Source organism: Pseudomonas sp. S3_C06 (genome assembly GCF_054667675.1).
In genome coordinates this window covers 1,332,434-1,358,151 of sequence record NZ_CP162747.1, presented here as the reverse complement: position 1 = coordinate 1,358,151, position 25,718 = coordinate 1,332,434, and the positions used below count along the sequence as shown (strand labels likewise).

The following is a 25,718-nucleotide window of genomic DNA, read 5'->3' as shown; positions in this document are numbered from 1 at the left end:
AAGCGGTGTGTCATTTAGAATTGATGTCGACTGACACGCCGCCTTCGCGAGCAGGCTCGCTCCCACAGGGAAACTCGGTGTGGCGCCTGGCTTTACAACAACGAAATCGGATAACTGATAAAGATCCGGTTTTCATCAAATTCGTTGGTGCTGAAGTCCCGGCGTATCGTCGCGTTGCGCCATTTCACGTTGAGATTTTTCAGTGGCCCGCTTTGCACGGTGTAGGCCAGTTCCGACTCGCGGCCCCATTCCTTGCCGTCATTGGTGGTGGCGGTGTGCACGTTGTCGCCGCTGATGTAGCGGTTCATCAGGGTCAGACCGGGAACGCCGAGTACGACGAAGTTGTAGTCATGGCGCAACTGCCAGGAACGTTCCTTGGCGTTGTCATAACTGGCGTTGTAACTGTCGTTGGCGAGGGTGCCGCCGCTGGTGCCATTGACCCGCATCCACGCGTCGTCGCCGCTGAGTTTTTGCAGGCCGACATAGAACGTGTTGCCGCCGTATTTGGCCGAAAGCAGAGCGAACGCAGTCTTGTTGTCGAGGTCGCCAGCCTGGGCGCTGCCGTCTTCCTTGCCGGTGAAGAAACCGAGGTTGGCGCCCAGCGTCCAGTCGCCCACAGGCTGGCTGTGGCTGAGGTTGAAATACTGCTGCTGGTAGATGTCCGTGAGTTCGGCGTACCAGACACCAACCTGCGTGCGCTTGTCGTTGAAGCTGTACTCGCCGCCGCCGAAGTTGAAGCGATCGGAAGTGAACGCGCCACGGCCGTTCATTGACATGTCTTCCATGCTCGCGTCGTTGCGCGGGCTGTTGCCACGGAACTGGCCGCCGTAGACGGTCAAGCCATTGATTTCGGTGGAGGTGATCTGGCCGCCGCGAAAGGTCTGCGGCAGTGAGCGGCCATCATCGGAACGCAGGATCGGCAGCACCGGCATCCATTCGCCGACCTTCAGTTCAGTCTTCGATACCTTGGCCTTCAGCGCCACACCGAGCCGGCCGAAATTGTCCGCCGGGCGCCCGTCATCGTGGATCGGCAGCAGTTGCGTACCGCCGGTGCCTTTGCCGCCATCGAGCTTTTGCGAATACATCCCCAGCAGATCGAGGCCGAAACCGACGGTGCCCTGAGTGAAACCGGATTTGGCGTCGAGGATGAAGTTCTGCGTCCACTCCTCAGCCTTGCCCTGCGGGTTGGCCGGGTTGACGAAGTTGCGGTTGAAGTAGGCGTTGCGCAGGTTCAGCGTGGCTTTGCTGTCGTCGAGAAAACCTTCGGCTTCGGCGCTCATCGGCAAGGCGAGGGCGAGGCTGCTGCAGCCGATCAGACTTAAAGCGGTACGCGGGCGGGTGACGGAAAGACGGGAAGGGCGGACGGAACTGCAGACGAGTGTGCTCACTGTGACGCTCCCTGTTTCGTTTGTTGTTTTTATTATTTGTTATACGTCGTCGTACAACATGGGTGCGGATATTTCCTAGGTTTTACGGGAATGTCAACAGCAAGTTGTGCGATGACTATCTGTCACCACGCAGACCCCTTGTGGGAGCGAGCCTGCTCGCGAATACGGATTTTCACCCGACAACGTTGTCGACTGACACACCGCTTTCGCGAGCAGACTCGCTCCCACAAGGGGGAAAGTGTTTTAACCGTGAATTTGCGGCAAACTTCACCCACTCTCCGTACAAGGCCTTGCAATGGATCAATACGCCCCGCGCAACTGGCAGCCCCACGAAAAGCCCAGTCTGCCCGGTTCCCCCTCGACGCCGTTGCACTCCAACCCCAAGCGCCTGGCCTATGCGCTGGTGGGCGTGCTGGTGGCGGTGACCGGTGGCTTGGGCAACTCGCTGGTGGTGGCCAACCTGCCTTATCTGCAAGGTGCACTCGGCGCGACCACCGCCGAAATGGCCTGGCTGCCGGCGGCGTACGTGATGACCAACGTGTCGATGAACCTGCTGCTGGTGAAGTTTCGCCAGCAATTCGGTTTGCGCGCGTTCACCGAAGTGTTCCTGGTGTTGTATGCGCTGGTGACCTTCGGCCATCTGTTCGTCAATGACCTCAATTCGGCGGTGGCGGTGCGGGCGGCGCACGGCATGGTCGGCGCGGCGCTCAGCTCGCTGGGCCTGTATTACATGGTCCAGGCCTTCCCGGCGAAGTGGCGGCTGAAGGCGCTGGTGCTCGGCCTCGGCACGTCACAACTGGCGCTGCCGTTGGCGCGATTGTTTTCCGAAGACTTGCTGCAGATCGCCGAATGGCGCGGCTTGTACCTGTTCGAATTGGGCATGGCGTTACTGTCGCTCGGCTGCGTTTTGCTGCTCAAATTGCCGCCGGGCGACCGTTTCAAAACCTTCGAAAAACTCGACTTCCTTACCTTCGCCATTCTCGCCACGGGTGTGGCGTTGTTGTGCGCGGTGTTGTCGCTGGGGCGGATCGATTGGTGGCTGGAGGCCGACTGGATCGGCTATGCGTTGGCTGCTTCGATTGCCTTGATCATCGCCGGCCTGGCGATCGAACATAACCGCAGCAACCCGCTGCTGATGACCCGTTGGCTGGGCAGCGGGACGATGATCCGGCTGGCGCTGGCGGTGACCCTGATTCGCATGGTCACCTCGGAGCAGTCCACCGGTGCGGTCGGTTTCATGCAGAACCTGAACATGGGCTACGAGCAGTTGCACAGCCTGTATGTGGTGATGCTGATCGGCAGCGTCGCGGGTTTGGTGACCAGCGCACTGACGATCGACCCCAAACACCTGCTGATGCCGTTGATCATCTCGCTGGGTCTGATGGCCACCGGGTCGGTGATGGACAGCTTTTCCAACAACCTGACCCGCCCGGAAAATCTCTATTTCAGTCAGTTTCTGCTGGCGTTCGGCAGCACATTTTTCCTCGGCCCGACCATGGTCTTCGGCACGCGCAACGTGCTGACCAATCCGCGCAATCTGGTGAGTTTTTCCGTGCTGTTCGGGATCTGCAATAACCTCGGCGGCCTGCTCGGTGCGGCGCTTCTGGGCACGTTCCAGATCGTCCGGGAAAAATTTCATTCCAGTCAAATCGTTGAGCACCTGACGCTGTCTGACCCTTTGGTGGCTGCGCGCGTGCAGAGCGGCGGCTCGGCGTACGGTTCGCTGTTGGCCGACCCGAGTCTGCGCAACCTTGCGGGGATTCGCAGCCTGGCCAACGCCGCCACCCGTGAGGCCAACGTGCTGGCCTACAACGATGTGTTCATGCTGATCGCCGTGATTGCGGTGCTGACCATGATCTGGCTGTCCATTCGTGCGCTGTGGCTGATGAGCACCACCAAAGCCGTCGCCCCAGCGCCTTCCGTACCTCCTAGCGGTGCTTCTACTTCATGACCGAACCGACCACCACAACCACCAATGCCATTGCCGCCACGCCCGAAGGCGTCGCGCCGCCGTCCTCGCCGAATACCGAGCCACGCTCGCTGCGGGTGCGGATTATTTCCTCGCTGGGCTTTGCCGCGATCGCCATCATCGGTGTGTTGATCGTGCTGTATGCCTGGCAATTGCCGCCGTTCAGCAGTGCGGTGGAAACCACGGAGAACGCGCTGATTCGTGGCCAGGTGACGATCATCGGCCCGCAACTCGCCGGTTATGTCTATGAAGTGCCGGTGCAGGATTTCCAGTACGTGAAGGCCGGTGATTTGCTCGTGCGCCTCGACGACCGCATCTATCAGCAACGCCTCGATCAATCGTTGGCGCAACTGGCGGTGCAGAAAGCTGCATTGGCCAATGTGGTGCAGCAACGCAACAGCGCCGAGGCGACGATCAAATTGCGTCAGGCCGTACAGGCTGACAGCGAAGCGCAGTTGCGCAAGAGTGAAGCGGATCTGCGCCGTAATCAGGAATTGGTGCGCGACGGTTCGGTGTCCAAGCGTGAGATGGATGTAGCGCTGGCGGCGAATGCGCAAAGTGTTGCGGGGGTGGCGCAGGCCAAGGCCAATCTGGAAATCGCCCGTCAGGATCTGCAAACGGTGATCGTCAATCGCGGCTCGCTGGAAGCGGCGGTAGCCAGCGCCGAAGCAGCGGTGCAACTGGCGCGGATCGATTTGTCGAATACGCGCATCGTTGCACCGCGTGATGGTCAGCTCGGGCAGATCGGCGTGCGCCTCGGTGCCTACGTCAACTCCGGGGCGCAGTTGATGGCGTTGGTGCCGAACCAGAAATGGGTGATCGCCAACATGAAGGAAACCCAGATGGATAATGTGCGGGTCGGGCAACCGGTGCGCTTCACTGTCGATGCCTTGAACCACCGCAAATTCACCGGGCATGTGCAGCATATTTCGCCGGGGACGGGGTCTGAATTTGCGCTGTTGCAGGCGGATAATGCGACCGGCAACTTTGTGAAAATTGCTCAGCGGGTGCCGGTGCGAATCACCATTGATGCGGATCAGCAGGAAGAGGAACGGTTGCGGCCGGGGATGTCGGTGGTGGTCAGCATTGACACCGCAGCAGGCGACACCCAACCCCACTGACCCAATGCATAACCTTGTGGGAGCGAGCCTGCTCGCGAAAGCGTCGTATCAGTCACATTTCTTTATCTGACACACCGCTTTCGCGAGCAGGCTCGCTCCCACATTTGAACTGTGTTTATCCAGCGGTCATCGGGGGCAGGGTGCCGAGCAGGGAGACGGCCGCCACCGCGCCAATGCCCAGCAGCCATTCGAGCATCACACTGCGCCTGAGCGCGCCCATGCGCTGTTCGCAATCATCAATCCTCAAGCGATTGAACAGCGCCAGCCCAAGCATTCCCAGCACGATCAGCGCCTTGATCAACAGAATCAACGCAAACCCGCTGAACAACGGCGTTGGCCACCACTGGCCGGTCAGCACGCGCACGTTGATCAAACCCGTGATCAGCAGCCCCGCGACCAAGGCATAACCGACTCCGCTGAAGCGCCGCAACACTTCACGCATCGGCTCCGTCGGCTGACGCAAAATCAGCACCAGCAACCACAACCCGCCGAGCCATGCGGCCACGCAGGTCAGATGCACGATCTGGTTGAGAATCAGCAATTGCCCGCTCACACCATCGAGCATGGCGCCATGCCCGACCGGTGCTAGGGTCGCCAGCAGCAAGCCGCTCAAACCCAACCGCAACGGCATGCTTGAACGCCAAGGTGTGAACAGCAACGCCAGCAGCGCAGCATTGATCAGCAGATGCCAACGCCACACCTGACCAAAAAACGTATGACCCAGCACCAGCGCAACCGTGTCCGGATCAAACGCCGCCGCTGCCGAACCGGCCATGCTCGCAGTTATCAAAAGTGCCCAGACAATCCCGCTGAGCAGCGCCACGACAGCCAGCCAACGCGCCAGTCGCGCCAGGTGCCGGTCCACTTGCAGCGCTTCATCCTTGAGCAGCAACGGCCTGAACAGCCAGGCCCCGAACAGCATCAACACCACGATGAAATGCACAAAGCGGCACAGCACCAGCGCTTCACTCATGAATTACTGGCCCACCTTGAACTGATAGGCGCCTTCGCTGTTGTGCGTATCGACCGACACCGCGCGCCATTCGACTTTGTATTCGCCAGCCGTCAGTGGTGCGACGGGGGTGACGATCAGGGTTTTCTTGTCGCTCTCGGTTCTCAAGGGTTTGAGCACGACCGGTGCGCCATCGTGTGTCACGGTGACTTTGGTTAACTCGACTTCCACGCCTTCGGAAAAGGTCAGGCGCAAATCGGCGGGTGCGGCGACGGTGCTGTCGGCCGCCGGGGTCTGGCTTTTCAGGTGGGCGTGGGCAAATACCGAAGATGCGGCGAACAGCGAAGCGAGCAGGGCAGTGGCAGTCATGGCGTTCTTGAACAGCATCGCAAATACCTCTGAGGCAGGATCAAAGAGCCGTCAGTTTAGCCATCCGCTCGCGCCAGTACGAAGTTTTGTTTGCAGCGGTCGCCCGCGGACCAGAGCGGATGCTAGTCTTGGGCAACGCTGTTGTCAGGGAGCCCTCATGGGCAATCACAAGATCGAGATTCGTCGCAATAACGTCGAGAAAATCCTCCTGGCGGCGGAAAAAGTCTTCGCCGAAAAAGGCTTCGGCGGCACCGCCATGGCGGACATCGCCGCTGAAGTGCAATTGCCGCGCTCCAACCTGCATTACTACTTCTCAACCAAGAGCGAGCTGTACAGCGCGGTGCTGTTCGACCTGCTGGAAGTGTGGAAACAGGACGCGCTGTGCTTCGAAATGTTCGACGACCCGCGCGTGGTGCTGAGCAGTTACATCCGCGCCAAGATGAATCACTCGCGCAGTCGGCCGTATGGTTCGAAAGTCTGGGCCAACGAAATCATCCACGGTGCGCCAACGTTGGGCGAGGCGCTGGATGTCAGCCTGTATGACTGGGCGAAGATGAAGGAAGCGAAGATTCGCCAGTGGGTCGAGGATAAACGGATTCTGCCGGTGGAGCCGTCGAGTCTGCTGTACATGATCTGGGCGTCGACCCAGCACTATGCCGACTTTGATCATCAGGTGAATATTCTGAATGAACATCAGCCGTTGTCGGACATGCAGTTTGAGCGGGCGGTGCAGACGGTGACGAGTGTGATTTTGCGTGGGATCGGGCTGGAGCCCTGAAGCAAAAGCTGACCCTCACCCCAGCCCTCTCCCAGAGGGAGAGGGGGCCGACCGAGGTGTCTTGAGAGGTACATCGACCTGAAAAAACCAGTCGATTATGGATTCAAGGCAGTTCGTGCCTGTGCATGTATCAATTATGGATATAAAGCCTCCTTACCTGTGAACCCCAGTCGATGCCGGATTCACAACAGCACTTTCAAGTCGGCGGAGTTTTGCAGCATCCCCCAATCAGTCCCCTCTCCCTTTGGGAGAGGGTTAGGGTGAGGGGGCTGTTGGATCAGTCGGCGATCTAGACCGCAACGTGATACGGATTCCGCGGATCATGATTCCAGTCCAGAAACGGCTTGCCAGTCTCCATCGTCACCATCTCGATGCAATCCGCCACCGGACAAGTGATCTGGCACAAGTTACAACCCACACACTCGTCATCAATCACTTCATATTTATGCGTGCCGTCCGCCTGCTTCAGACTGCCGATCGCCTGGTGTGAAGTGTCCTCGCAAGCAATGTGGCAACGCCCGCAACCAATGCACGCCTCCTGATCAATCTTCGCGATCACCTGATAGTTGATGTCGAGGTACTTCCAGTCCGTGGTATTGCCCACCGCACGCCCGGAAAACTCGGCAATGTTGGCGTAACCCTGACTGTCCATCCACCGCGACAACCCGTCCTTCATCTCCTCGACAATGCGAAAACCATGCAGCATCGCCGCCGTGCACACCTGCACCGCGCCGCTGCCCAGCGCCATGAACTCCGCCGCATCGCGCCAACTGCCGATGCCGCCAATGCCGCAGATCGGCAGGCCCTGCGTCTCTGGATCGCGGGCGATTTCGGCGACCATGTTCAGCGCAATCGGCTTCACCGCCGAGCCACAATAACCACCATGGGTGCTTTTGCTGCCGACGGTGGGCAGGGCGACCATGTGCTCCAGATCGACACAGGTGATCGAGTTGATCGTATTGATCAGCGACACCGCATCGGCGCCACCGCGATGGGCCGCGCGGGCGGCGACGCGGATGTCGGTGATGTTCGGTGTCAGTTTGACGATCACCGGCAGCGAGCAATAGGTCTTGCACCAGCGCGTCACCTGCTCGACGTACTCCGGCACCTGACCGACCGCCGCGCCCATACCACGCTCGGGCATGCCGTGCGGGCAGCCGAAATTCAGTTCGATGCCGTCAGCACCGGTGGCTTCGACCAGCGGCAGGATGTGTTTCCACGACTCCTCGACGCACGGCACCATCAGCGAAACGATCAGCGCGCGGTCCGGCCAATCCTTTTTCACCTGAGTGATTTCGCGCAGGTTGATTTCCAGCGAACGGTCGGTGATCAACTCGATATTGTTGATGCCCAGCACTTCACGGTTATTGCCGTAATGCGCCGAATAACGCGACGACACGTTGACCGCCGCCGGATCCTCACCGAGGGTTTTCCAGACCACGCCACCCCAGCCCGCCTCGAAAGCGCGGACGACGTTATAAGCTTTGTCGGTCGGTGGCGCGGAGGCCAGCCAGAACGGATTCGGCGCTTTGATGCCAGCGAAGACAATCGACAGATCGGCCATTTACGCAGCCTCCACGTTAAGCATCAGTTGAACGTTGATCGCCTCGGCGGCGCGTTTGCCGTGCTGCACGGCTTGCACGGTGAGGTCCTGATCGAGGCTGGTGCAGTCGCCGCCGGCATACACGCCGGGGATGCTGGTGCGCAGGTTTTCATCGACCTGAATGCGTTCGCCCTGACGCTTGAGTTCACGGGCCAACGGGTCGGCGAGGGCGCTGCTGTCGAAGGATTGGCCGATGGCTTTGAAGATCGCATCGGCGGCCAGTTCGAAGGTCTCACCGGTGGTTTGCAGGCGACCGTCGACCAGGTCGGTACGGGCGAAACGCATGCCGCGCACATGGCCCTGAGCGTCGAGCAGCACCTCTTCCGGTTGCGCCCAGGTCAGCAGGCGTACCTGATTGGCTTTGGCGATGTCTTGTTCGTGACCGGTTGCGCCCATGTCCGCCGCGCCACGGCGGTACACCAGATTCACATCACGGGCACCGAGGCGGGCCATTTGCACGGCCATGTCGATCGCAGTGTTGCCAGCGCCGAGGACGATGCAGCGTTCGGCCAGCGGCAGTTGCGTGAGGTCATCGGCCTGGCGCAGTTCGCGGATGTAATCGGTGGCGGCGAGCAGACCGGGTGCATCTTCGTGAGGTAAACCGAGTTGCTTGCTGGCATTCAGGCCGAGGCCGAGGAACACCGCGTCGAACTGTTGATGCAGTTCGCTGAGCGTCAGATTCTCGCCGAGTTTTTGCCCATGACGAATCTCGATGCCGCCGATCTGCAAGAGGAAATCCAGTTCCTTCTGCGCGTAGTCGTCGACCAGTTTGTACTTGGCGATCCCGTATTCATTGAGACCGCCAGCCTTCTCCCGTGCTTCGAAAATCACCACGTCGTGACCGTGCATGGCGCTGCGGTGAGCGCAGGACAACCCGGCAGGACCGGCGCCGACCACGGCAATCCTTTTGCCGGTAGCGGCGGCGCGCTGGAACGGGTGCTCGGTGAAGTGTGCGTTGTCCACGGCGTAGCGTTGCAGCAGGCCGATCAGCACCGGCGCGCATTCCTGAGCGTTGTTGCGCACGCAGGCTTGCTGACAAAGGATTTCTGTCGGACAGACTCGGGCGCAACTGCCACCGAGGATGTTCGCCGAGAGGATTTTCTGCGCCGCGCCGGGGACGTTGTCCTGATGAATGTTGCGGATGAACGAGGGGATGTCGATCTCGCTCGGGCACGCATTCACGCACGGTGCGTCGTAGCAATACAGGCAGCGCGAGGCTTCCAGATGTGCCTGCCGATCGTTGAGCGGTGGCGCCAGATCGGTGAAATGCCCGGCGAGGGCGGCCGCGCTTTCGTGCGGGTGGGGGAGATGGTTCAGGGTCTCGATCACGGTTTTGTGCCTCACGGTTTTTGAGGTTCTCTGCCTCTGTCGGGCAGTGGTTTGATCGTTCCCACGCTCTGCGTGGGAATGCCTCTAGGGACGCTCCGCGTCCAGTGACGCGGAGCGTCACGGGCTGCATTCCCACGCAGAGCGTGGGAACGATCATCTTCTGGGGATCAGCGTTTCACAGCAGTGGGCCGGTGCATCTCAGCCCGCTTGCTCAGCAAATCAAACACCGCCGGGTACGCCGGCCGTTCGATATACCGCCCGGCACCGCGCTCGGCGCGCAGGTCGCCATCGGCCCAGACCACCCGGCCCTGGCTGACGGTATGGCTCGGCACGCCGCGCACGGTCTTGCCTTCGAAGATGTTGAAATCCACCTGCTGATGGTGGGTCTTGGCGGAAATGGTGCGGGTGCCTTGCGGATCCCACAGCACCAGATCGGCGTCGGCGCCGACGCGAATCGCACCTTTGCGCGGATAGAGATTGAAGATCTTCGCGGTGTTGGTGGAGGTGAGGGCGACGAAATCTTGCATCGACAAACGCCCGGAATTAACCCCCTCATCCCAAAGCACCGCCATGCGATCTTCGATGCCGGCCGTACCGTTGGGAATCTTGCTGAAGTCATCGCGCCCGGCGGCTTTTTGCTCGGCGCAGAAGCAGCAGTGGTCAGTCGCGGTGGTGTGCAGATTGCCGTTTTGCAGTCCGTGCCACAGCGCCTCTTGATGACCGCGCGGACGGAACGGCGGGCTCATCACGTAACCGGCAGCGGTCTGCCAGTCCGGGTGTTGATAGACGCTGTCGTCGAGCAGCAAATGCCCGGCCAGCACTTCGCCGTACACCGGCTGACCCTTGCTGCGCGCATAGGTGATTTCGTCGAGGGCCTCTTTGGTCGAAACGTGCACAAGGTACAGCGGTGTGCCAATGGTTTCGGCAATACGAATCGCTCGGCTCGCCGCCTCACCTTCAACCTGCGACGGACGCGACAGCGGATGCGCCTCCGGGCCAGTGATGCCTTGGGCCATCAACTTGCGTTGCAGGTGATAAACCAATTCACCGTTTTCCGCGTGCACGGTCGGCACCGCGCCGAGTTCCAGGCAGCGCTCGAAACTCGCCACCAGCGTGTCATCGGCGGCCATGATCGCGTTCTTGTAGGCCATGAAATGCTTGAAGCTGTTGATGCCGTGATGGCTGACCAGCTCGGCCATTTCCTCGCGCACCTGCTCGCTCCACCAGGTGATGGCGACGTGGAAGCCATAGTCGGAGGCGGACTTTTCCGCCCAGCCGCGCCACTGATGAAAGGCTTCCATCAGCGACTGCTGCGGATTGGGAATCACGAAATCAATGATCGACGTGGTGCCGCCGGCCAGACCGGCCGCCGTGCCACTGTAGAAATCCTCACTGGCCACGGTGCCCATGAAGGGAAGTTGCATGTGGGTGTGTGGATCGATGCCGCCGGGCATCAGGTATTGGCCGCTGCCGTCGAGGACTTCGGCGCCGGCGGGAACATCAAGGTTTTCACCGATGGCTTTGATCACGCCGTCGGCGCAATAGACGTCGGCGCGATAACTTTCATCATGGGTAACAACGGTGGCGCCATGGATCAACAGAGACATTCCGAGTTCCTCGCAGGCATTGACCGACTTGTGCCGGTTCTAGATGTTTTATTGATGTACAGCGTTACAGGTCGTATTCCTGTCAGCGCTGTCAGGAATAGAAGCTAGTCGCAGATTTGCAATAGATCAAGATTATTTTTTATAAGCTTATGACTGTTTTAAGTATATGAAAAATAACGATAAAAACTGTAAATCACCAAAATGGTGAGGCCGTTCACCATTTTGACGCACTTGACAGGATGGAAATATGAGCAAGATTTCCTATGTGAAATCAGCCGCTTGAAGTTGAGCTGCGGTTGCTCGCTCACGATGAAAATAAATGCAGTGCACCAGATTGAGTCCTGTCTGTTCGGACAACTTGCCAAGTGTTTAGCCTGAGCACCCAGACAAGTTTCCGCGAACTCATCCGGTGAATAATTAAAATTGATGAATATCAGAAAGTTGCACAGCGTTTGAAACACCGCCCGATGCGCTAGCGGGTTACCCGGCACGTTTATTGATGCCGCCGCTGACACCATGGCCGGTGCACGAAAGTTGTCAGTTCCTCCGGCCATCGTCCGGCTCGCACCCTCGTGTGCAAGCCGCCTGATGAGCAAAAAAATAATCAGAAGAACAGTGGAGCGGCCATGCAACAGATCAGATCGCAAGTGACCGAGCGCGACGGCTTGTTCGAGCTTGAAGCCGGCAGCGACGTCCTCGACAGTCCCCGTTACAACCACGACATGGCACCGACCAAGGTGCGCGAACGAACCTGGAACAAATGGCACATCACCGCGCTGTGGGTCGGCATGTCGATCTGCGTGCCGACCTACACCCTCGGTGGCGTGCTCACCGCGTACTTCGGCCTGACTGTTGGTGAAGCGCTGCTCGCAATTCTGTTCGCCAACATCATCGTGTTGGTCCCGCTGACGCTCAATGCGTTTCCCGGCACCAAGTACGGCATTCCATTTCCGGTGCTGCTGCGCTCGTCGTTCGGCATTCTCGGCTCCAACGTGCCGTGCCTGATCCGCGCACTGGTGGCGTGTGGCTGGTTCGGTATCCAGACGATGTTCGGCGGGTTGGCCATTCACCTGTTTCTCGGCTCGATTTTCGAGGGCTGGAAATCCCTCGGCGGCACGGGGGAGGTGATTGGCTTCATGATCTTCTGGGCGCTGAACCTGTGGGTGGTGATTCGCGGTGCCGAGTCGATCAAGTGGCTGGAAACCTTGTCGGCGCCGTTGCTGGTGGCGGTCGGCATCGGTCTGCTGGTGTGGGCGATGCCCAATGTGTCGATGACTGAACTGCTGGCGATCCCGCCGAAGCGTCCGGAGGGCGCCAGTGTGGTGAGTTACTTTGCCGCCGGGTTGACCGCGATGGTCGGTTTCTGGGCGACGTTGTCGCTGAACATTCCCGACTTCAGCCGTTACGCCAAGAGCCAGAAAGATCAGATCCTCGGGCAGATTTTCGGCCTGCCGCTGACCATGTTTCTGTTCGCGTCCCTCGGCGTGATCATGACTGCCGCGTCGGTGAAACTGGTCGGTGTGACCGTCTCCGATCCGGTCACTCTGATCGGGCATATCCAGAGCCCGGTGTGGGTGGCGGTGGCGATGGCGTTGATCATCATCGCCACGCTGTCGACCAACACGGCGGCGAATATCGTCTCGCCGACCAACGACTTTCAGAACATCGCGCCCAAGGTGATCAACCGCACCAAAGCGGTGTTGCTGACCGGAGTTGTCGGGCTGTTGTTGATGGGCCATGAACTGCTGAAAAAACTCGGTTTGATCGTCTCCGATGTCAGCCTGGAAACCGTGTATTCCAACTGGCTGCTGGGTTATTCGAGCCTGCTCGGGCCGATTGCCGGGATCATGGTGGTGGACTATTTCCTGATCAAGAAACAGCAACTGGACCTAGCCGGGTTGTACCGCGACGACGTCTATCCAGCGTGGAACTGGGCCGGGTTTCTCGCGTTCGGGGTGCCGGTGGTGCTGACCTTGCTGTCGCTGGGCAGCGATGCGTTCAGCTGGTTCTACAGCTATGGCTGGTTCACCGGCTCGGCGCTGGGCGGGATTATTTATTACGGGTTGTGCGTGATGCGTGCGCAGCCCTCTGCCGTTAAAACAGCGGTGTAACACATGATCGTTCCCACGCTCTGCGTGGGAATGCAGCCCGGGACGCTCCGCGTCCCAACAGCGGACGCGGAGCGTCCATGGATAATTTCCCACGCAGAGCGTGGGAACTATCGGTATCAGCACTGAGGAGATCCCCATGAACGCAGCCGTAGACGTTCTGCAATCAACCCATCAGCACATCAACCGCGACCGCCTGTGGGCGTCGCTCATGGAACTGGCCAAACTCGGCGCCACGGTCAAGGGCGGTGTCTGTCGCCTGGCCCTGACCGATCTCGACCGCCAGGCCCGCGACCTGTTCGTGCAATGGTGCAAGGACGCCGGTTGCAGCGTCACGGTCGATGCGGTCGGCAACATCTTCGCCCGTCGCCCCGGGCGCAATCCCAACCTGCCACCAGTAATGACCGGCAGCCACATCGACACCCAACCCACCGGTGGCAAGTTCGACGGCTGCTTCGGCGTGCTCGCCGGTGTCGAAGTCCTGCGCACCCTCAACGACCTCGGTGTAGAAACCGAAGCGCCGCTGGAAGTGGTGGTCTGGACCAACGAAGAGGGCTCGCGTTTCGCTCCGTGCATGATGGGCTCCGGCGTGTTTGCGGAGAAATTCACCCTCGAAGAAACCCTCGCCAAAGTCGATGCTGACGGCGTGACTGTGGGTGAAGCGCTCAATGCGATCGGCTACGCCGGTTCACGCAAGGTCAGCGGGCATAAGGTCGGCGCGTATTTCGAGGCGCACATCGAACAAGGTCCGATCCTCGAAGATGAGCAGAAAACCATCGGCGTGGTGCTCGGTGCATTGGGGCAGAAGTGGTTCGACCTCAAGCTGCGGGGCGTCGAGGCGCATGCCGGCCCGACGCCGATGCACCTGCGCAAAGATGCACTGGTCGGCGCCTCGGTGATCGTCGGTGCGGTCAACCGCGCCGCCCTTGGCCACCAACCGCATGCTTGCGGCACCGTCGGCTGCCTGCAAGCCTATCCCGGGTCGCGCAACGTCATCCCCGGCGAAGTGCGCATGACCCTCGATTTCCGTCATCTGGAACCGGCGCGTCTGGACTCGATGATCGCTGAAGTAAAGCAAGTCATCGACGCCACCTGCGAAGAACACGGCCTGACTTATGAACTGACCCCGACCGCTGACTTCCCGCCGCTGTACTTCGAAAAAGGCTGCGTGGAAGCCGTGCGCGGCGCGGCGAAAGGGCTGGGTTTGTCGAATATGGACATCGTCAGCGGCGCCGGCCATGACGCGATTTTCCTCGCCGAACTCGGCCCGGCCGGGATGATTTTCGTGCCGTGCGAAGGCGGCATCAGCCACAACGAAATCGAGAACGCCGCGCCGGATGATCTGGCGGCCGGGTGCGCGGTGTTGTTGCGGGCGATGCTGGCGGCTTCGGCGATGGTCGCGGGAGGGCAGCGGGCGGCTTGAAGATCAAAAGATCGCAGTCTTCGGCAACTCCTACGGGGAAACCCTAAGTCCTGTGCAGGAGCTGCCGGAGGCTGCGATCTTTTTGCTGTCACCACAGCGTCATGAAAATGTGATGGGTCGCGATAGCCGTTGTATCGCCGTCAATGTTGCGCAAGGAATGGCTGACACTGGGGCTTGGTGCGATCAATCACTGCGCACCAAACACCATCGTCCAGTAAACCCCTTCATCACTGCGTGCCTCACTGGCAAACCCGGCGCCGACCTGGGTAAACATCGGGTTCATCAGATTGGCGCAATGCCCGGGGCTGGCCAGCCATCCGGCCATGGCCTTGCCCGGTGAACTCTGTCCGGCGGCGATGTTTTCGCCAATTTGCCGACCGCGATAGCCGGCCGCGCGGGCGCGATCGGCGGGCATGTCGCCGTCCGGATCGCGGTGGGCGAAGTAGTTGCCGTAAGCCATGGCTTTGCTGTGCCCCTGTGCGGCGGCGCCCAGCGCGGCGTTCCAGCTCAACGGCCGGGCGGCGGCGAAGCGCTGGCGTCCGCACATCCGTGGCCGGGCGCGCGCGGCATTGACCTCAGCGAGCAAGGCCTTGCCGACGCTGCGGTTATCGCCAACGCGGCTGTCGAGCACCGGTTGCGCCAACACCACTTGCCATTCATTGCGCGAACGACTGACGCCGATGTCGGCGTAGCTCGCATCCAGCAGCGCGGCGCAGTGCTCGTCTTGCAGCAGGTCGAAAGCCTCTTCGGCGTCCTCGGCGCCGACCACGCGAATACTGCGCACCGCCACGGCGGAATAACCGGACGACTTCAACGCTTCACGCATGCCCCCGGCGTAGCGATAACCGATCGGCAAGGCCAGGTTCGACTTCAGCGCCAACGGTGCCAGCCGTTGCGCCGGGCGTCGATCACAGCGTTGCGGATGGGCACGATAGTCGTTGATGGCAGCCACCAGTTGCCGCTCCGCACCGGCAAGGGCGGTTTCAGCGAACAGCGGCGAAAGGATCAGCAGGCACAGCGAAACCAAGCGAGACGAACGAACGGCGTGGCGCATGAGACGGGCAGCTCTGAAGGAGGACAGCGCAAAAGTTGAGTGAACCGCAGAAAGCGGCGCGAGTAGGACTGGGGAATCGGGACTTGGTTCACCGATTCAACACATCCCCCATCCACTGCAAATACTGCGCACGATCCGAGATCGAGTTATGCCCCGAATCCGGCACCACCCTGAGCACCGCCACGCCTTGCGGGAAGTTCTCCAGCAAACGCTGCGTGCTGGCGCGCGGAATCACCTCGTCGTCACTGGCCGCCAGCAGCAAAGTCGGCACGCGGATATGCGCGGCGTATTTGCCGGATTCGAAGCGATCCTTGAGCAACCATTTCACCGGCACCCACGGATATTGCTGCGCCGCGATTTCTTCGAGGCTGTTGTAAGGCGTCACTAGAATCAGCTGTTGCACCGGTCGCTGACTGGCCAGACGCACGGCGACGCCCGATCCCAGGCTGCGGCCAATTAGCGAAATCTGCGGGTGGCTGGCGTACACCTGATCGAACAGCGCCAAGGCATCCTCGGCAATCGCCGCTTCGGACGGTGAACCACTGCTGCCACCAAAGCCGCGATAGTTGAGCAGATACACCGCGTATTTCGGAAATGCCTCGGCAAACTCCGGCAGATTGTGCGACACGTCCTCGGCATTACCACCGAAATAGATCAGCGCCCGCGGCCCGACACGCTCGCGGGTGACCACCGAAACCTGCGCATCCGGCATCGACAGGGTTATCCGGGAATCAGCGGTGTTGACGGCATTGGGCTGCGGAAAATAGATCAGCGAGCGCTGAAAAAAGAACAGCGCCGCACACAGCACCAGGTACACGGCAACGATCAATGCGACGAGTGACATCAGGGTTCGGGACATTCGGCTACTTTTAACGGTGTGTGAAGGATCGCTGTCGCAGTGTAGTCCAGCCCTGCAACCGGGCCGCTCGCACACACAACAGGCAACAGATCCACGCAGCAGGGGAACCAGCATGAGCCACACTGAGGGTTACTCCCGTCGCCGATTGCTCACGCTGGCTGCCGGGGTTTCGGCGGTCTTCACCTTTGATCGGGCGTTGGCCACCGCGACGACGCCCGCGACCACCGGAGGCCACGCCATGCAGACCCGCGCCATCCCGTCCAGCTCCGAATTGCTACCCATCGTGGGCTTGGGCACCTATCGCGGTTTCGATGTCGCCCCCGGTGATCCGGCCTATCGGCAACTACCGGCAGTGCTCGATGAGCTGTTCACCAAGGGCGGCACGCTGATCGACAGTTCACCGATGTACGGCCGTGCCGAACAGACCACCGGCGAACTGCTGTCGATCCACGAACCACGCTCGCCGGCGTTTCTGGCGACCAAGGTGTGGACGCGCGGGCGCAAGGAAGGCATTGCGCAGATGGAGCAGTCGTTCAGCCTGCTGCGCACCGAACGCATCGACCTGATGCAGATCCACAACCTGCTCGACTGGCAAACCCACCTGCCAACCTTGCGTGAATGGAAAGCCCAGGGGCGCATCCGTTACATCGGTATCACCCATTACACGCCCTCGGCCTACGAGGAAGTCGAGGCGGTGCTGAAGGCCGAACAACTGGATTTTCTGCAAATCAACTACGCCCTCGATGATCGAGGCGTGGAAAAACGCATTCTGCCTTTGTGCCGCGAACGCGGTGTAGCGGTGATCTGTAATCGGCCGTTCGGCGGCGGGGGACTGCTGGCGCGGCTCAAAGGCAAACCGCTGCCGGGCTGGGTGTCGGATGTGCAGGTCAACAGCTGGCCGCAACTGGCGTTGAAGTTTCTGCTTTCGCATTCGGCGGTGACTTGCGTGATACCCGGCACGGGCAATCCGCGTTACATGGCCGACAACGCCAAGGCCGGGTTCGGGCCGATGCTCACCGATGCGCAACGGCATCAGTTGATTGCGTTGCTGGGTTGATCGATCTCGTAGACGGTGCTCAACCGCGATAGCGCAACGCCTCCAGCAGCAACGCAAACGCCGGTGCCGCCTGGCGCCGGCTCGGGTAATACAGGTGATAACCGGCAAACGTCGGGCACCAGTCTTCCAGCACTTGCAGCAGACGGCCATCCGCCAGATACGGCGCGACGATGTTTTCCGGGATGTAACTCAGTCCGAAACCGTCCAATGCGGCATCCAGCAACGGGTAGACGCCGTTCAAGGTGACCTGTCCGGCGACCCGCACTTTCAGGCTTTCGCCATCCTTCTCGAACTCCCAGCTGTACAACCCGCCATTGGTGGGCAGGCGCAGGTTGTTGCAGGCGTGCTCGGTCAGGTCGCGTGGCGTTTGCGGCGGGATTCGTTTGGCGAAATAGGCAGGTGAGCCGACTACAGCCATGCGCATGTCCGGGCCGATGCGGGTGGCGATCATGCCTTGCGCGACGTCTTCGCCCAGACGCACGCCAGCGTCGAAACCCTGGCCGGCGATGTCGACGAAACCATAGTCGCAGCTCACCTCAACGCTGATGTCCGGGTACTGGGGCAGAAAGGTTTTGAGCACCGGGCGCAGCAGCCAATCCAGCGAATGGTCGGTGGCGTTGAGGCGGATCTTGCCGGCCGGGGTGTCGCGCAAGTTGCTCAGGGCGGCGAGTTCCACTTCGATTTCTTCGAAACGCGGGCCGATGGTTTGCAGCAGGTGTTCGCCGGCTTCGGTGGGCGAGACGCTGCGGGTGGTACGGGTCAGCAGGCGCAGGCCCAAACGCGCCTCGAGTGCGCGGATGGTATGGCTCAGCGCCGATTGAGAAACGCCGAGTTTGGCGGCAGCTTTGGTGAAACTGCGCTCGCGGGCCACGGCGAGGAAGGCGAGCAGATCGGTGGCGTTTTCCCGAAGCATTGATGAGTGTCCTGCATAAGTTTTTTTGAATTCTAGTCGATTATCGGAAGAGTTCGGCTGGGTAAAGTAGTGGCATTGATTATCTGGAGGAATTGCCATGAACCCGATTGCCGCTTCTGCGTTGACCCTTTCCCTGTTGGCAGGTGAGGTGCAGGCCAATGAATCCCCGCGTGTGACGGTCACGCCCAATGGTTCGCAACCTTCGGCCAAAGGCCCGGCGGACTGGTTCGTTGGCACTGTCCGTGTCGATGGGCCGTTCAAAGGCACTGAAGACGCGCGAGTCAGTGGCGCGACGGTGACGTTTGAGCCAGGGGCGCGTACTGCGTGGCATACCCATCCGTTAGGGCAGACATTGATCGTCACGGCCGGTTCCGGTTTTGTGCAGGAATGGGGGCAGCCGGTGCGTGAGATTCGCCCTGGCGATACGGTGTGGATCGCGCCGGGAGCCAAGCATTGGCACGGGGCGGCGCCCACCACGGCGATGAGCCATATCGCTATCGCTGAAGTACTGGATGACAAAGTAGTGGATTGGATGGAGCAGGTGAGTGATGAGCAGTATTCGCGTTCCGAGTGAAGCGCTTCCCTCACCCCAGCCCTCTCCCGGAGGGAGAGGGGGCCGACCGAGGTGTCTTGCGCTATCCATCGACCTGAAATGGCTGTGTCGATTATGGATTCACAGCAGGACGTTCAAGTCCGCGCAGCTCCTGAATATCCCCCAATCGGTCCCCTCTCCCTTTGGGAGAGGGCTAGGGTGAGGGGCTCTTTTCAGGCGTTTAGATCATCTCCGGCAGTGAAGAGAGGATTTTATCGAGGGTGATCGGATACTCCCGCACCCTAGCCCCCGTAGCGTTGTAAATCGCATTCGCCACCGCCGCACTGACCCCGCAAATCCCCAATTCACCAACACCCTTGGCCTTCATTGGCGAAGACACCGGATCGGTCTCATCAAGGAAAATCACCTCCTGATGCGGGATGTCGGCATGCACCGGCACTTCATACCCGGCCAGATCATGATTGACGAAAAAGCCGAGTTTCTTGTCCACCGCCAACTCTTCCATCAACGCCGCACCGACGCCCATGGTCATCGCGCCGATCACCTGACTGCGCGCCGCTTTCGGGTTGAGAATCCGCCCGGCCGCGCACACCGCCAACATGCGACGCACACGCACTTCACCGGTCGCGGCATCCACCGCCACCTCAACGAAATGCGCACCAAAGGTCGACTGCTGATATTTCTCGGCCAGATCACCGAACTCGATGCTGTCCTCGCCGACCAGTGCGCCGCCTTCAGCCGCATTGCGCAACGGCACGCTCTTGCTGCCGACCTGTACCTGACCGTCGACAAACTCCGCCTGTTCCGCCGTCATGCCCAACTTGCCAGCCACCGCTTCACGCAGTTTCATGCACGCGGCGTACACCCCGGCGGTCGAGCAGTTGGCACCGAATTGCCCGCCGGAACCTGCCGACACCGGAAAGCTCGAATCGCCCAGATGCACGCTCACATCCTTCAAGCCAACCCCCATCATCTCGGCGGCGGTTTGCGCGATGATCGTGTAACTGCCAGTGCCGATATCGGTCATGTCGGTTTCAACAGTGATTTTGCCATCGCGCTCCAGCCGCACCCGCGCACCGGACTTGACCAACAGGTTGTTGCGGATTGCCGCCGCGACACCCATACCGATCAGCCAGCGACCTTCTCGACGTGTTCCCGGTTGCGCATTGCGCTTGTCCCAGCCGAATTTCTCGGCACCGGTCTGCAGGCATTCGATCAGGCGCCGCTGCGAAAACGGCCGCTCGGTTTTCACCGGGTCGACTTGTGTGTCGTTGAGAATGCGGAACTGGATCGGATCGAGTTTGAGCTGTTCGGCCATCTCGTCCATGGCAATTTCCAGCACCATCAGCCCTGGGGTTTCGCCGGGCGCACGCATGGCGTTGCCTTCGGGTAGATCCAGCGGCGCCAGACGCATGCTGACCTGCCGGTTCTCGGCGGCGTACAGCAACTGACTCGGTTGCGCCGCGACCTCGACCTTGCCTTCAGCCAAGTTGCCCGACCAGCCCTCGTGGGCAATCGCCGTGAGTTTGCCGTCCGCTGTCGCGCCCATGCGAATGCGCTGAATCGTCGCCGGGCGGTGGGTGGTGTTGTTGGCGATCTGCGGGCGGGCGAGGGCGACCTTCACCGGCCTGCCGGCCATCCGCGCACCGAGGGCGGCAAGGATCGCATCGGCGCGCACGAACAGTTTGCCGCCGAAACCACCGCCAATGTAGGGCGAAATCAGCCGCACCTTTTCCTTGGGTAAGCCGAGCGTCGTGGCGATGTCACCGACGCTCCAGGCGATCATTTGATTGGATGTCCACAAGGTCAGTTGATCGCCTTTCCATGCCGCCAGTGTGGCGTGCGGCTCCATCATCGCGTGGGACTGATCCGGCGTGGTGTAGGTCTGATCGAACTGCACCGGCGCGGCGGTGAACGCTTTGGCGAAATCACCGTGGCTGACGTCGGGCAGCTCCTCTTTCGGCTCGACGCCTTTATCGCGCACGCTGGCCAGATCGAATTCGCCCTTGGCGGCGACGTAATCGACCTTGACCATCTGCGCAGCCGCACGGGCTTGCTCGAACGTCTCGGCGACCACCAGCGCAACCGCCTGGTGGTAGTGCTGGATTTCAGGCCCGGCCAGCAAGTGTGCGGCGTTGTATTTGCCCTTGCCGAGCTTGCCGGCGTTGGCAGCGGTAACAATGGCGAGCACACCGGGCGCGGCTTTCGCCTGTTCAAGATCAATGTTGTTGATCCGGCCTTTGGCGATGGCTGAGCCGACCATAAAGCCGTAAGCCTGATTGTCCACTGCCTCATGCTGTTCATAGGCGTAAGGCGCCTGGCCGCTGGTTTTTAGGGGGCCTTCGATGCGATCGGTGGGTTGGCCGATGACCTTCAACTGGTCGATCGGGTTGGTGGTGGCGGGCGTGTCGAATTTCATGCTTCATCCCTCGCTTGCGCCAACACCGAACCGAGCGTGCGCTCGACCAGGGTCAGTTTGAATTGGTTGTCGTGGGTCGGTGTGGCGCCGTCGAGCAGGCGTGCGCTGACGGCTTTGGCTCCTTGGGGCAGCAACGCTTCGGCGGCTTCAACCCGCCATGGTTTCGGCGCGATACCGCCGACGGCGATGCGGCCGCTGCCGTCCTTTTGCAGGATCAGACCGACCGACACCAAGGCGAACGCGTAGGACGAGCGATCGCGCACTTTGTGATAAACGTGGCTGCCGCCAAGCGGTGCGGGCAGCGTCACCGAGGTGATGAATTCGCCGGGCGTCAGGCTGGTTTCGATGTTCGGCGTGGTGCCGGGCAACTGATGGAAATCGGCCATGGCGATGCTGCGGGTCGTGCCATCGGGCTTTACCGTTTCAATCTGCGCATCGAGGGCGCGCATGGCGATCGCCATGTCACTCGGGTGCGTGGCGATGCACGCGTCGCTGACGCCGATAATCCCCAACTGCCGACTGACCCCGCCAATCGCTGCACAACCGCTGCCGGGTTGGCGTTTGTTGCAGGCTTGATTTGTGTCGTAAAAGTACGGGCAGCGCGTGCGTTGCAGCAGGTTGCCGGCGGTGCTCGCCATATTGCGCAACTGCCCGGAAGCCCCAGCGAGCAAAGCGCGGGAGAGCAGGGCGTAGTCTTTTCTGATCCTCTGATCAGCCGCCAGATCGGTATTGCGCACCAGCGCGCCGATGCGCAGTCCGCCTTCTGGCGTGGCTTCGATCTGATCCAGGCCGAGGTGATTGACATCGATCAGGTGCAACGGGGTCTCGATGTCGAGTTTCATCAGGTCGAGCAGATTGGTGCCGCCAGCGATAAACCGTGCGCCTTCGACCTGCGCAGCTTGTGCGGCGGCAGCGGCGGGGGAGTCGGCGCGGCTGTAATTGAACGGTCTCATGATTGCACCTGCGCGACTTCAGTGATGGCTTCGATGATGTTCGAGTAAGCGCCGCAGCGGCAGATATTGCCGCTCATGCGCTCCTGAAACTCACTGGCAATCAACCGTGGCGCTTCGGTGAGGCTTTCACTGACATGGCTGGGAATGCCATCGCGGATTTCCTTGATCACCGCCACTGCCGAGCAGATCTGCCCCGGCGTGCAATAGCCGCACTGATAGCCGTCGTGCTTGATGAACGCGGCCTGCATCGGGTGCAGCTTGTCGGGCATGCCGAGACCTTCGATGGTGGTGATCTCACTGCCTTCGTGCATCACCGCCAGAGTCAGGCAGGAATTGATCCGGCGGCCATCAGCGATCACCGTGCAGGCACCGCACTGGCCGTGGTCGCAACCTTTTTTACTGCCGGTCAGGTGCAGGTGTTCGCGCAAGGCATCAAGGAGGGTGGTGCGGGTGTCGACGTCAAGCGCACGCGGCTTGCCGTTGACGTTGATCGTCACTTTGCTCATGGCCGGTTGCTCCAGATTGGCCGCGTAGGCCTTGAGGCTGATAAACGGCGGCATCGCGAAGGCGGTGGCGGTCACGGCGCCGAGGATCAGAAATCTGCGTCGGGAAATCGTCATGGTTCGATTCCTTTTCTCTCTTCATCAGGGCAGCAGGGTCGTAGAAGGCCCAAGCGGGCAGCCAGCGTCATCGCCGGTCTCGTTAAGGAGTGACTGCTGATGAGAGGAAAAGGTTTTTGCGGATTTGCGCTATAGAGTTATGCAGCTGGCTCATTAATCGCTTGGCCAACACAGATCCACTGTAGGCCTTCGCCTGCTCGCGATAGCGATAGACCAGTGAGCAATGTGGCGATTGACACACCGCTATCGCGAGCAGGCTGTGTGGTAACCACCATTTCACTAACAACCTGAACCCGGTGGGAGCGAGCCTGCTCGCGAAGAGGCCGGCACAGCCAATATCTTCACTGGCAGACCGGACGCCTTCGCGAGCAGGCTCGCTCCCACATTGGATAGGTGTAGCCCTAATGCCCGCCAACCACCATATGTGTAAACGGCGCCACATACGCCTGCAACGTCACCAGCCCGCCGACCAGGATCGCCAGCACAATCGAGTGGAAGAACACATAGCGCAGAATCTCGCCCTCATGCCCGTACCATCGGGTCGCGGTGGAGGCGACCACGATCGATTGCGCATCGACCATTTTGCCCATCACCCCGCCGGAGCTGTTGGCCGCCGCCATCAACACCGGACTGATCCCGAGCTGTTCCGAGGTCACCCGCTGCAAGCCGCCAAACAACACGTTTGACGCCGTATCCGAACCGGTCAGCGCCACGCCGAGCCAACCGAGCAAAGTGCCAAACATCGGATAGAAAATCCCCGTCGCCGCGAACGCCAGGCCCATGGTCGCGTCGAGTCCCGAGTAGCGCGTGAGAAAGCCCAGCGCCAGCATCGCCGCAATGGTGATCAGCGAAAACCGCACCACCCACAACGTGCGCAGGTATTGCTTGATCAGTTGCGGAATCGAATAGCCCATCAGCAAACCGCCGACAATCGCCGCCAGCAGAATCCCGCTGCCGGTGGCGGTGAGCCAGGTGAATTTGTACACCGCTTCTTCCGCTTTCGGCGCGGCAACCACGGGCGGCACTTTTTCGATTTGCAGGTGCAGGCTGGTGAACGTCACGGCCGGGGCGAAAATCGGGTTGGCCTCGCGCAGCGGTTTGCCGGCGGGATCAAGCTTGGCCGATTGAGTGACCGGATCAATCGCCGGACGGGTGTCGAACATATTCTTGAAGCCCTGCGTGCCCCAGGCAAACACGAACACGGTGAGGATGATCCACGGCATCCACGCACGCATCACCGCCGGGCGCGCCTGATCGCTGAACGCGGCGCTGGCGGTGACTTTTTCCTCCTCGACTTTGGAGTTGTCGACGCGCCCAGACAGCGCTGCCGAGGTGTGAATGGTCGCCGGTTTCCACACCTTCAAAAACAGCGTCAGACAGGCCATGGAAATCAACGCGGCGATCACATCCACCAGCATCGGCCCGTGGTAGTTCGACACCAGAAATTGCGGCACGGCGAAACTCACCCCCGCCACCAGAATCGCCGGCCAGACCTCCAGCATCTTGCGCCACCCGGCAAACGCCCAGATCAGCCAGAACGGCACCAGCACCGAGAAAAACGGCAACTGCCGACCGACCATCATCGACAGCTCCATTTCATCCAGCCCGGTGACTTTGGCCAGGGTAATGATCGGCGTGCCTAGCGCGCCGAATGCGACTGGCGCGGTATTGGCGATCAGCGCCAGACCGGACGCGGCCAATGGCGAAAACCCAAGTCCGATCAGAATCGCCCCGGTCACCGCCACCGGCGTGCCGAACCCCGCCGCGCCTTCGAAAAACGCACCGAAGCAGAACGCGATCAGCAGCAACTGCAAACGGCGGTCATCAGTGATGCGCGCAAGGGAATCCTGCAGCACTTTGAACGAGCCGTTCTCGGTGGTCAGGCGATGCAGAAAGATGATGTTGAGGACGATCCAGCCGATCGGCAACAAGCCATTGGCCGCGCCAAACAACGCCGCAGAGCCCGCCATGCTCGCTGGCATGCCGAAGGCAAAAATCGAAATCAGCAGGGCGGACGCCAGCGCCAGCAGCGCCGCCAGATGCGCTTTGACATGAAAGAACGCCAGCGCCGCGAGCATCACCACCACCGGTACGGCGGCCATGAGCGTGGAGATCACCGGGTTACCGAACGGATCGTAGATTTGCTGCCAGACCATGGTCCACCTCTGCTTGTTGTTATTGAGGGCGCAGATCCATTGCGTGGTGCTTGGTTGCAAGCAGTATAGGTGGCAATACGCCGCCGTTTGGCTGCGGCGGTCGGGGCGACAAACGGTCGCTAGTGGCCACTGAATCAACGGCGTTTTACCCGGTCGTATCTGCGGCTGCGCGCACCGCGTCCTGAAGGCGCGGGCAGCGTGGCCGATTCCGTCGTCAAGACCTTGGTTTTAGGGAAGTGTTGAATGAAGCGCGCAACAACGATGCTGCTGACCGTGACCGCCGCCGTATTGCTCGGCGGCTGTGTCGCGGATTTTGATGATGACCACCGCCATGGCCGGCATTACGACCGCGATCATGGCCGCAATTACGACCATGACCGGCGTTGGGATGATCGCGATGATCGCCGCGACGGGCGTCGTTACTACCGTGATCGGGATGATGATTGACTGAGTTCTGCGCGGGCCATTAGCAGAACAGTCGCGCAGA

21 protein-coding genes are annotated in these 25,718 nt (G+C 60.7%); 8 read left to right on the top strand and 13 right to left on the bottom strand.

Annotated elements, in window-relative coordinates; all coding sequences use genetic code 11:
- Positions 1-92: 92 nt before the first annotated feature.
- A complete protein-coding gene (locus AB4N44_RS05780) occupies positions 93-1,388 on the bottom strand; it encodes an OprD family porin (protein WP_150811774.1) in 1,296 nt (431 codons plus the stop codon).
- A 295-nt stretch (positions 1,389-1,683) separates the two neighbouring features.
- On the opposite strand from AB4N44_RS05780, the gene AB4N44_RS05775 reads away from it, so the two are divergent.
- Positions 1,684-3,339: an MFS transporter gene (locus AB4N44_RS05775; protein WP_460109774.1), complete on the top strand. Its 1,656-nt coding sequence runs from the start codon at positions 1,684-1,686 to the stop codon at positions 3,337-3,339.
- Positions 3,336-4,478, top strand: coding sequence for an HlyD family secretion protein (locus AB4N44_RS05770; RefSeq protein ID WP_460109777.1), 1,143 nt, complete (start codon positions 3,336-3,338; stop codon positions 4,476-4,478). The genes AB4N44_RS05775 and AB4N44_RS05770 overlap by 4 nt, the downstream gene beginning before the upstream one ends.
- Positions 4,479-4,593: 115 nt before the next feature.
- Here AB4N44_RS05770 and copD read toward each other — a convergent pair whose 3' ends face one another.
- Together copD and copC are read right to left on the bottom strand one after the other, a co-directional pair.
- Positions 4,594-5,451 carry a copper homeostasis membrane protein CopD gene (copD, locus tag AB4N44_RS05765; RefSeq protein WP_460109780.1) on the bottom strand — a complete coding sequence of 286 codons (858 nt, stop codon included), beginning with the start codon at positions 5,449-5,451 and terminating at the stop codon, positions 4,594-4,596.
- A 3-nt stretch (positions 5,452-5,454) separates the two neighbouring features.
- Positions 5,455-5,817 carry a copper homeostasis periplasmic binding protein CopC gene (copC, locus tag AB4N44_RS05760; protein WP_127928742.1) on the bottom strand — a complete coding sequence of 121 codons (363 nt, stop codon included), beginning with the start codon at positions 5,815-5,817 and terminating at the stop codon, positions 5,455-5,457.
- 139 nt (positions 5,818-5,956) lie between these two features.
- On the opposite strand from copC, the gene AB4N44_RS05755 reads away from it, so the two are divergent.
- The gene (locus AB4N44_RS05755; protein ID WP_007919317.1) at positions 5,957-6,577 is read left to right on the top strand and encodes a TetR/AcrR family transcriptional regulator; all 621 of its coding nucleotides are present in this window, start codon (positions 5,957-5,959) and stop codon (positions 6,575-6,577) included.
- 289 nt (positions 6,578-6,866) lie between these two features.
- Here AB4N44_RS05755 and preA read toward each other — a convergent pair whose 3' ends face one another.
- The 3 genes from preA to hydA form a co-directional block, all read right to left on the bottom strand.
- Positions 6,867-8,141, bottom strand: a complete 1,275-nt coding sequence (gene preA, locus AB4N44_RS05750; protein ID WP_460109783.1) for an NAD-dependent dihydropyrimidine dehydrogenase subunit PreA — start codon at positions 8,139-8,141, stop codon at positions 6,867-6,869.
- Entirely contained in the window at positions 8,142-9,509 is a 1,368-nt protein-coding gene (locus tag AB4N44_RS05745) for an NAD(P)-dependent oxidoreductase (protein ID WP_460109785.1), read from the bottom strand. It lies immediately after the preceding gene.
- Between the two features lie 167 nt (positions 9,510-9,676).
- Positions 9,677-11,116, bottom strand: coding sequence for a dihydropyrimidinase (hydA, locus tag AB4N44_RS05740; RefSeq protein WP_460109788.1), 1,440 nt, complete (start codon positions 11,114-11,116; stop codon positions 9,677-9,679).
- 626 nt (positions 11,117-11,742) lie between these two features.
- On the opposite strand from hydA, the gene AB4N44_RS05735 reads away from it, so the two are divergent.
- The gene (locus AB4N44_RS05735; protein ID WP_460109790.1) at positions 11,743-13,227 is read left to right on the top strand and encodes an NCS1 family nucleobase:cation symporter-1; all 1,485 of its coding nucleotides are present in this window, start codon (positions 11,743-11,745) and stop codon (positions 13,225-13,227) included.
- Positions 13,228-13,363: 136 nt separating this feature from the next.
- Positions 13,364-14,647 (top strand): Zn-dependent hydrolase, encoded by a 1,284-nt coding sequence (locus AB4N44_RS05730; protein WP_160040843.1) that lies wholly within the window; start codon positions 13,364-13,366, stop codon positions 14,645-14,647.
- Positions 14,648-14,834: 187 nt separating this feature from the next.
- Here the strand turns inward: AB4N44_RS05730 and AB4N44_RS05725 are convergent, their stop codons facing one another.
- On the bottom strand, positions 14,835-15,701 hold the full coding sequence (locus AB4N44_RS05725) for a CAP domain-containing protein (RefSeq protein WP_137216463.1): 867 nt from the start codon (positions 15,699-15,701) through the stop codon (positions 14,835-14,837).
- 88 nt (positions 15,702-15,789) lie between these two features.
- Positions 15,790-16,560 carry an alpha/beta hydrolase gene (locus AB4N44_RS05720; RefSeq protein ID WP_160040841.1) on the bottom strand — a complete coding sequence of 257 codons (771 nt, stop codon included), beginning with the start codon at positions 16,558-16,560 and terminating at the stop codon, positions 15,790-15,792.
- Positions 16,561-16,672: 112 nt separating this feature from the next.
- Between AB4N44_RS05720 and AB4N44_RS05715 the strand changes: the two genes are divergently transcribed.
- A complete protein-coding gene (locus tag AB4N44_RS05715) occupies positions 16,673-17,617 on the top strand; it encodes an aldo/keto reductase (RefSeq protein WP_460158189.1) in 945 nt (314 codons plus the stop codon).
- Positions 17,618-17,636: 19 nt separating this feature from the next.
- On the opposite strand, the gene AB4N44_RS05710 is transcribed toward AB4N44_RS05715, so the two are convergent.
- On the bottom strand, positions 17,637-18,530 hold the full coding sequence (locus AB4N44_RS05710) for a LysR family transcriptional regulator (protein ID WP_127928724.1): 894 nt from the start codon (positions 18,528-18,530) through the stop codon (positions 17,637-17,639).
- 97 nt (positions 18,531-18,627) lie between these two features.
- Here AB4N44_RS05710 and AB4N44_RS05705 point away from each other — a divergent pair, with 97 nt between their 5' ends.
- Positions 18,628-19,104: a (R)-mandelonitrile lyase gene (locus tag AB4N44_RS05705; protein ID WP_460109793.1), complete on the top strand. Its 477-nt coding sequence runs from the start codon at positions 18,628-18,630 to the stop codon at positions 19,102-19,104.
- A gap of 199 nt (positions 19,105-19,303) precedes the next feature.
- On the opposite strand, the gene paoC is transcribed toward AB4N44_RS05705, so the two are convergent.
- From paoC to AB4N44_RS05685, 4 genes are all read right to left on the bottom strand, one after another.
- On the bottom strand, positions 19,304-21,502 hold the full coding sequence (gene paoC, locus AB4N44_RS05700) for an aldehyde oxidoreductase molybdenum-binding subunit PaoC (RefSeq protein ID WP_150774658.1): 2,199 nt from the start codon (positions 21,500-21,502) through the stop codon (positions 19,304-19,306).
- Entirely contained in the window at positions 21,499-22,455 is a 957-nt protein-coding gene (locus AB4N44_RS05695; protein ID WP_460109795.1) for an FAD binding domain-containing protein, read from the bottom strand. The genes paoC and AB4N44_RS05695 overlap by 4 nt, the downstream gene beginning before the upstream one ends.
- A complete protein-coding gene (gene paoA, locus AB4N44_RS05690) occupies positions 22,452-23,075 on the bottom strand; it encodes an aldehyde dehydrogenase iron-sulfur subunit PaoA (RefSeq protein WP_160040835.1) in 624 nt (207 codons plus the stop codon). Before paoA ends, AB4N44_RS05695 begins: the two co-directional genes overlap by 4 nt.
- A 401-nt stretch (positions 23,076-23,476) precedes the next feature.
- Positions 23,477-25,231, bottom strand: a complete 1,755-nt coding sequence (locus AB4N44_RS05685; protein WP_150750839.1) for an L-lactate permease — start codon at positions 25,229-25,231, stop codon at positions 23,477-23,479.
- Positions 25,232-25,474: 243 nt separating this feature from the next.
- On the opposite strand from AB4N44_RS05685, the gene AB4N44_RS05680 reads away from it, so the two are divergent.
- Positions 25,475-25,678, top strand: a complete 204-nt coding sequence (locus AB4N44_RS05680; protein WP_007918829.1) for a hypothetical protein — start codon at positions 25,475-25,477, stop codon at positions 25,676-25,678.
- The last annotated feature ends 40 nt before the right edge of the window (positions 25,679-25,718 follow it).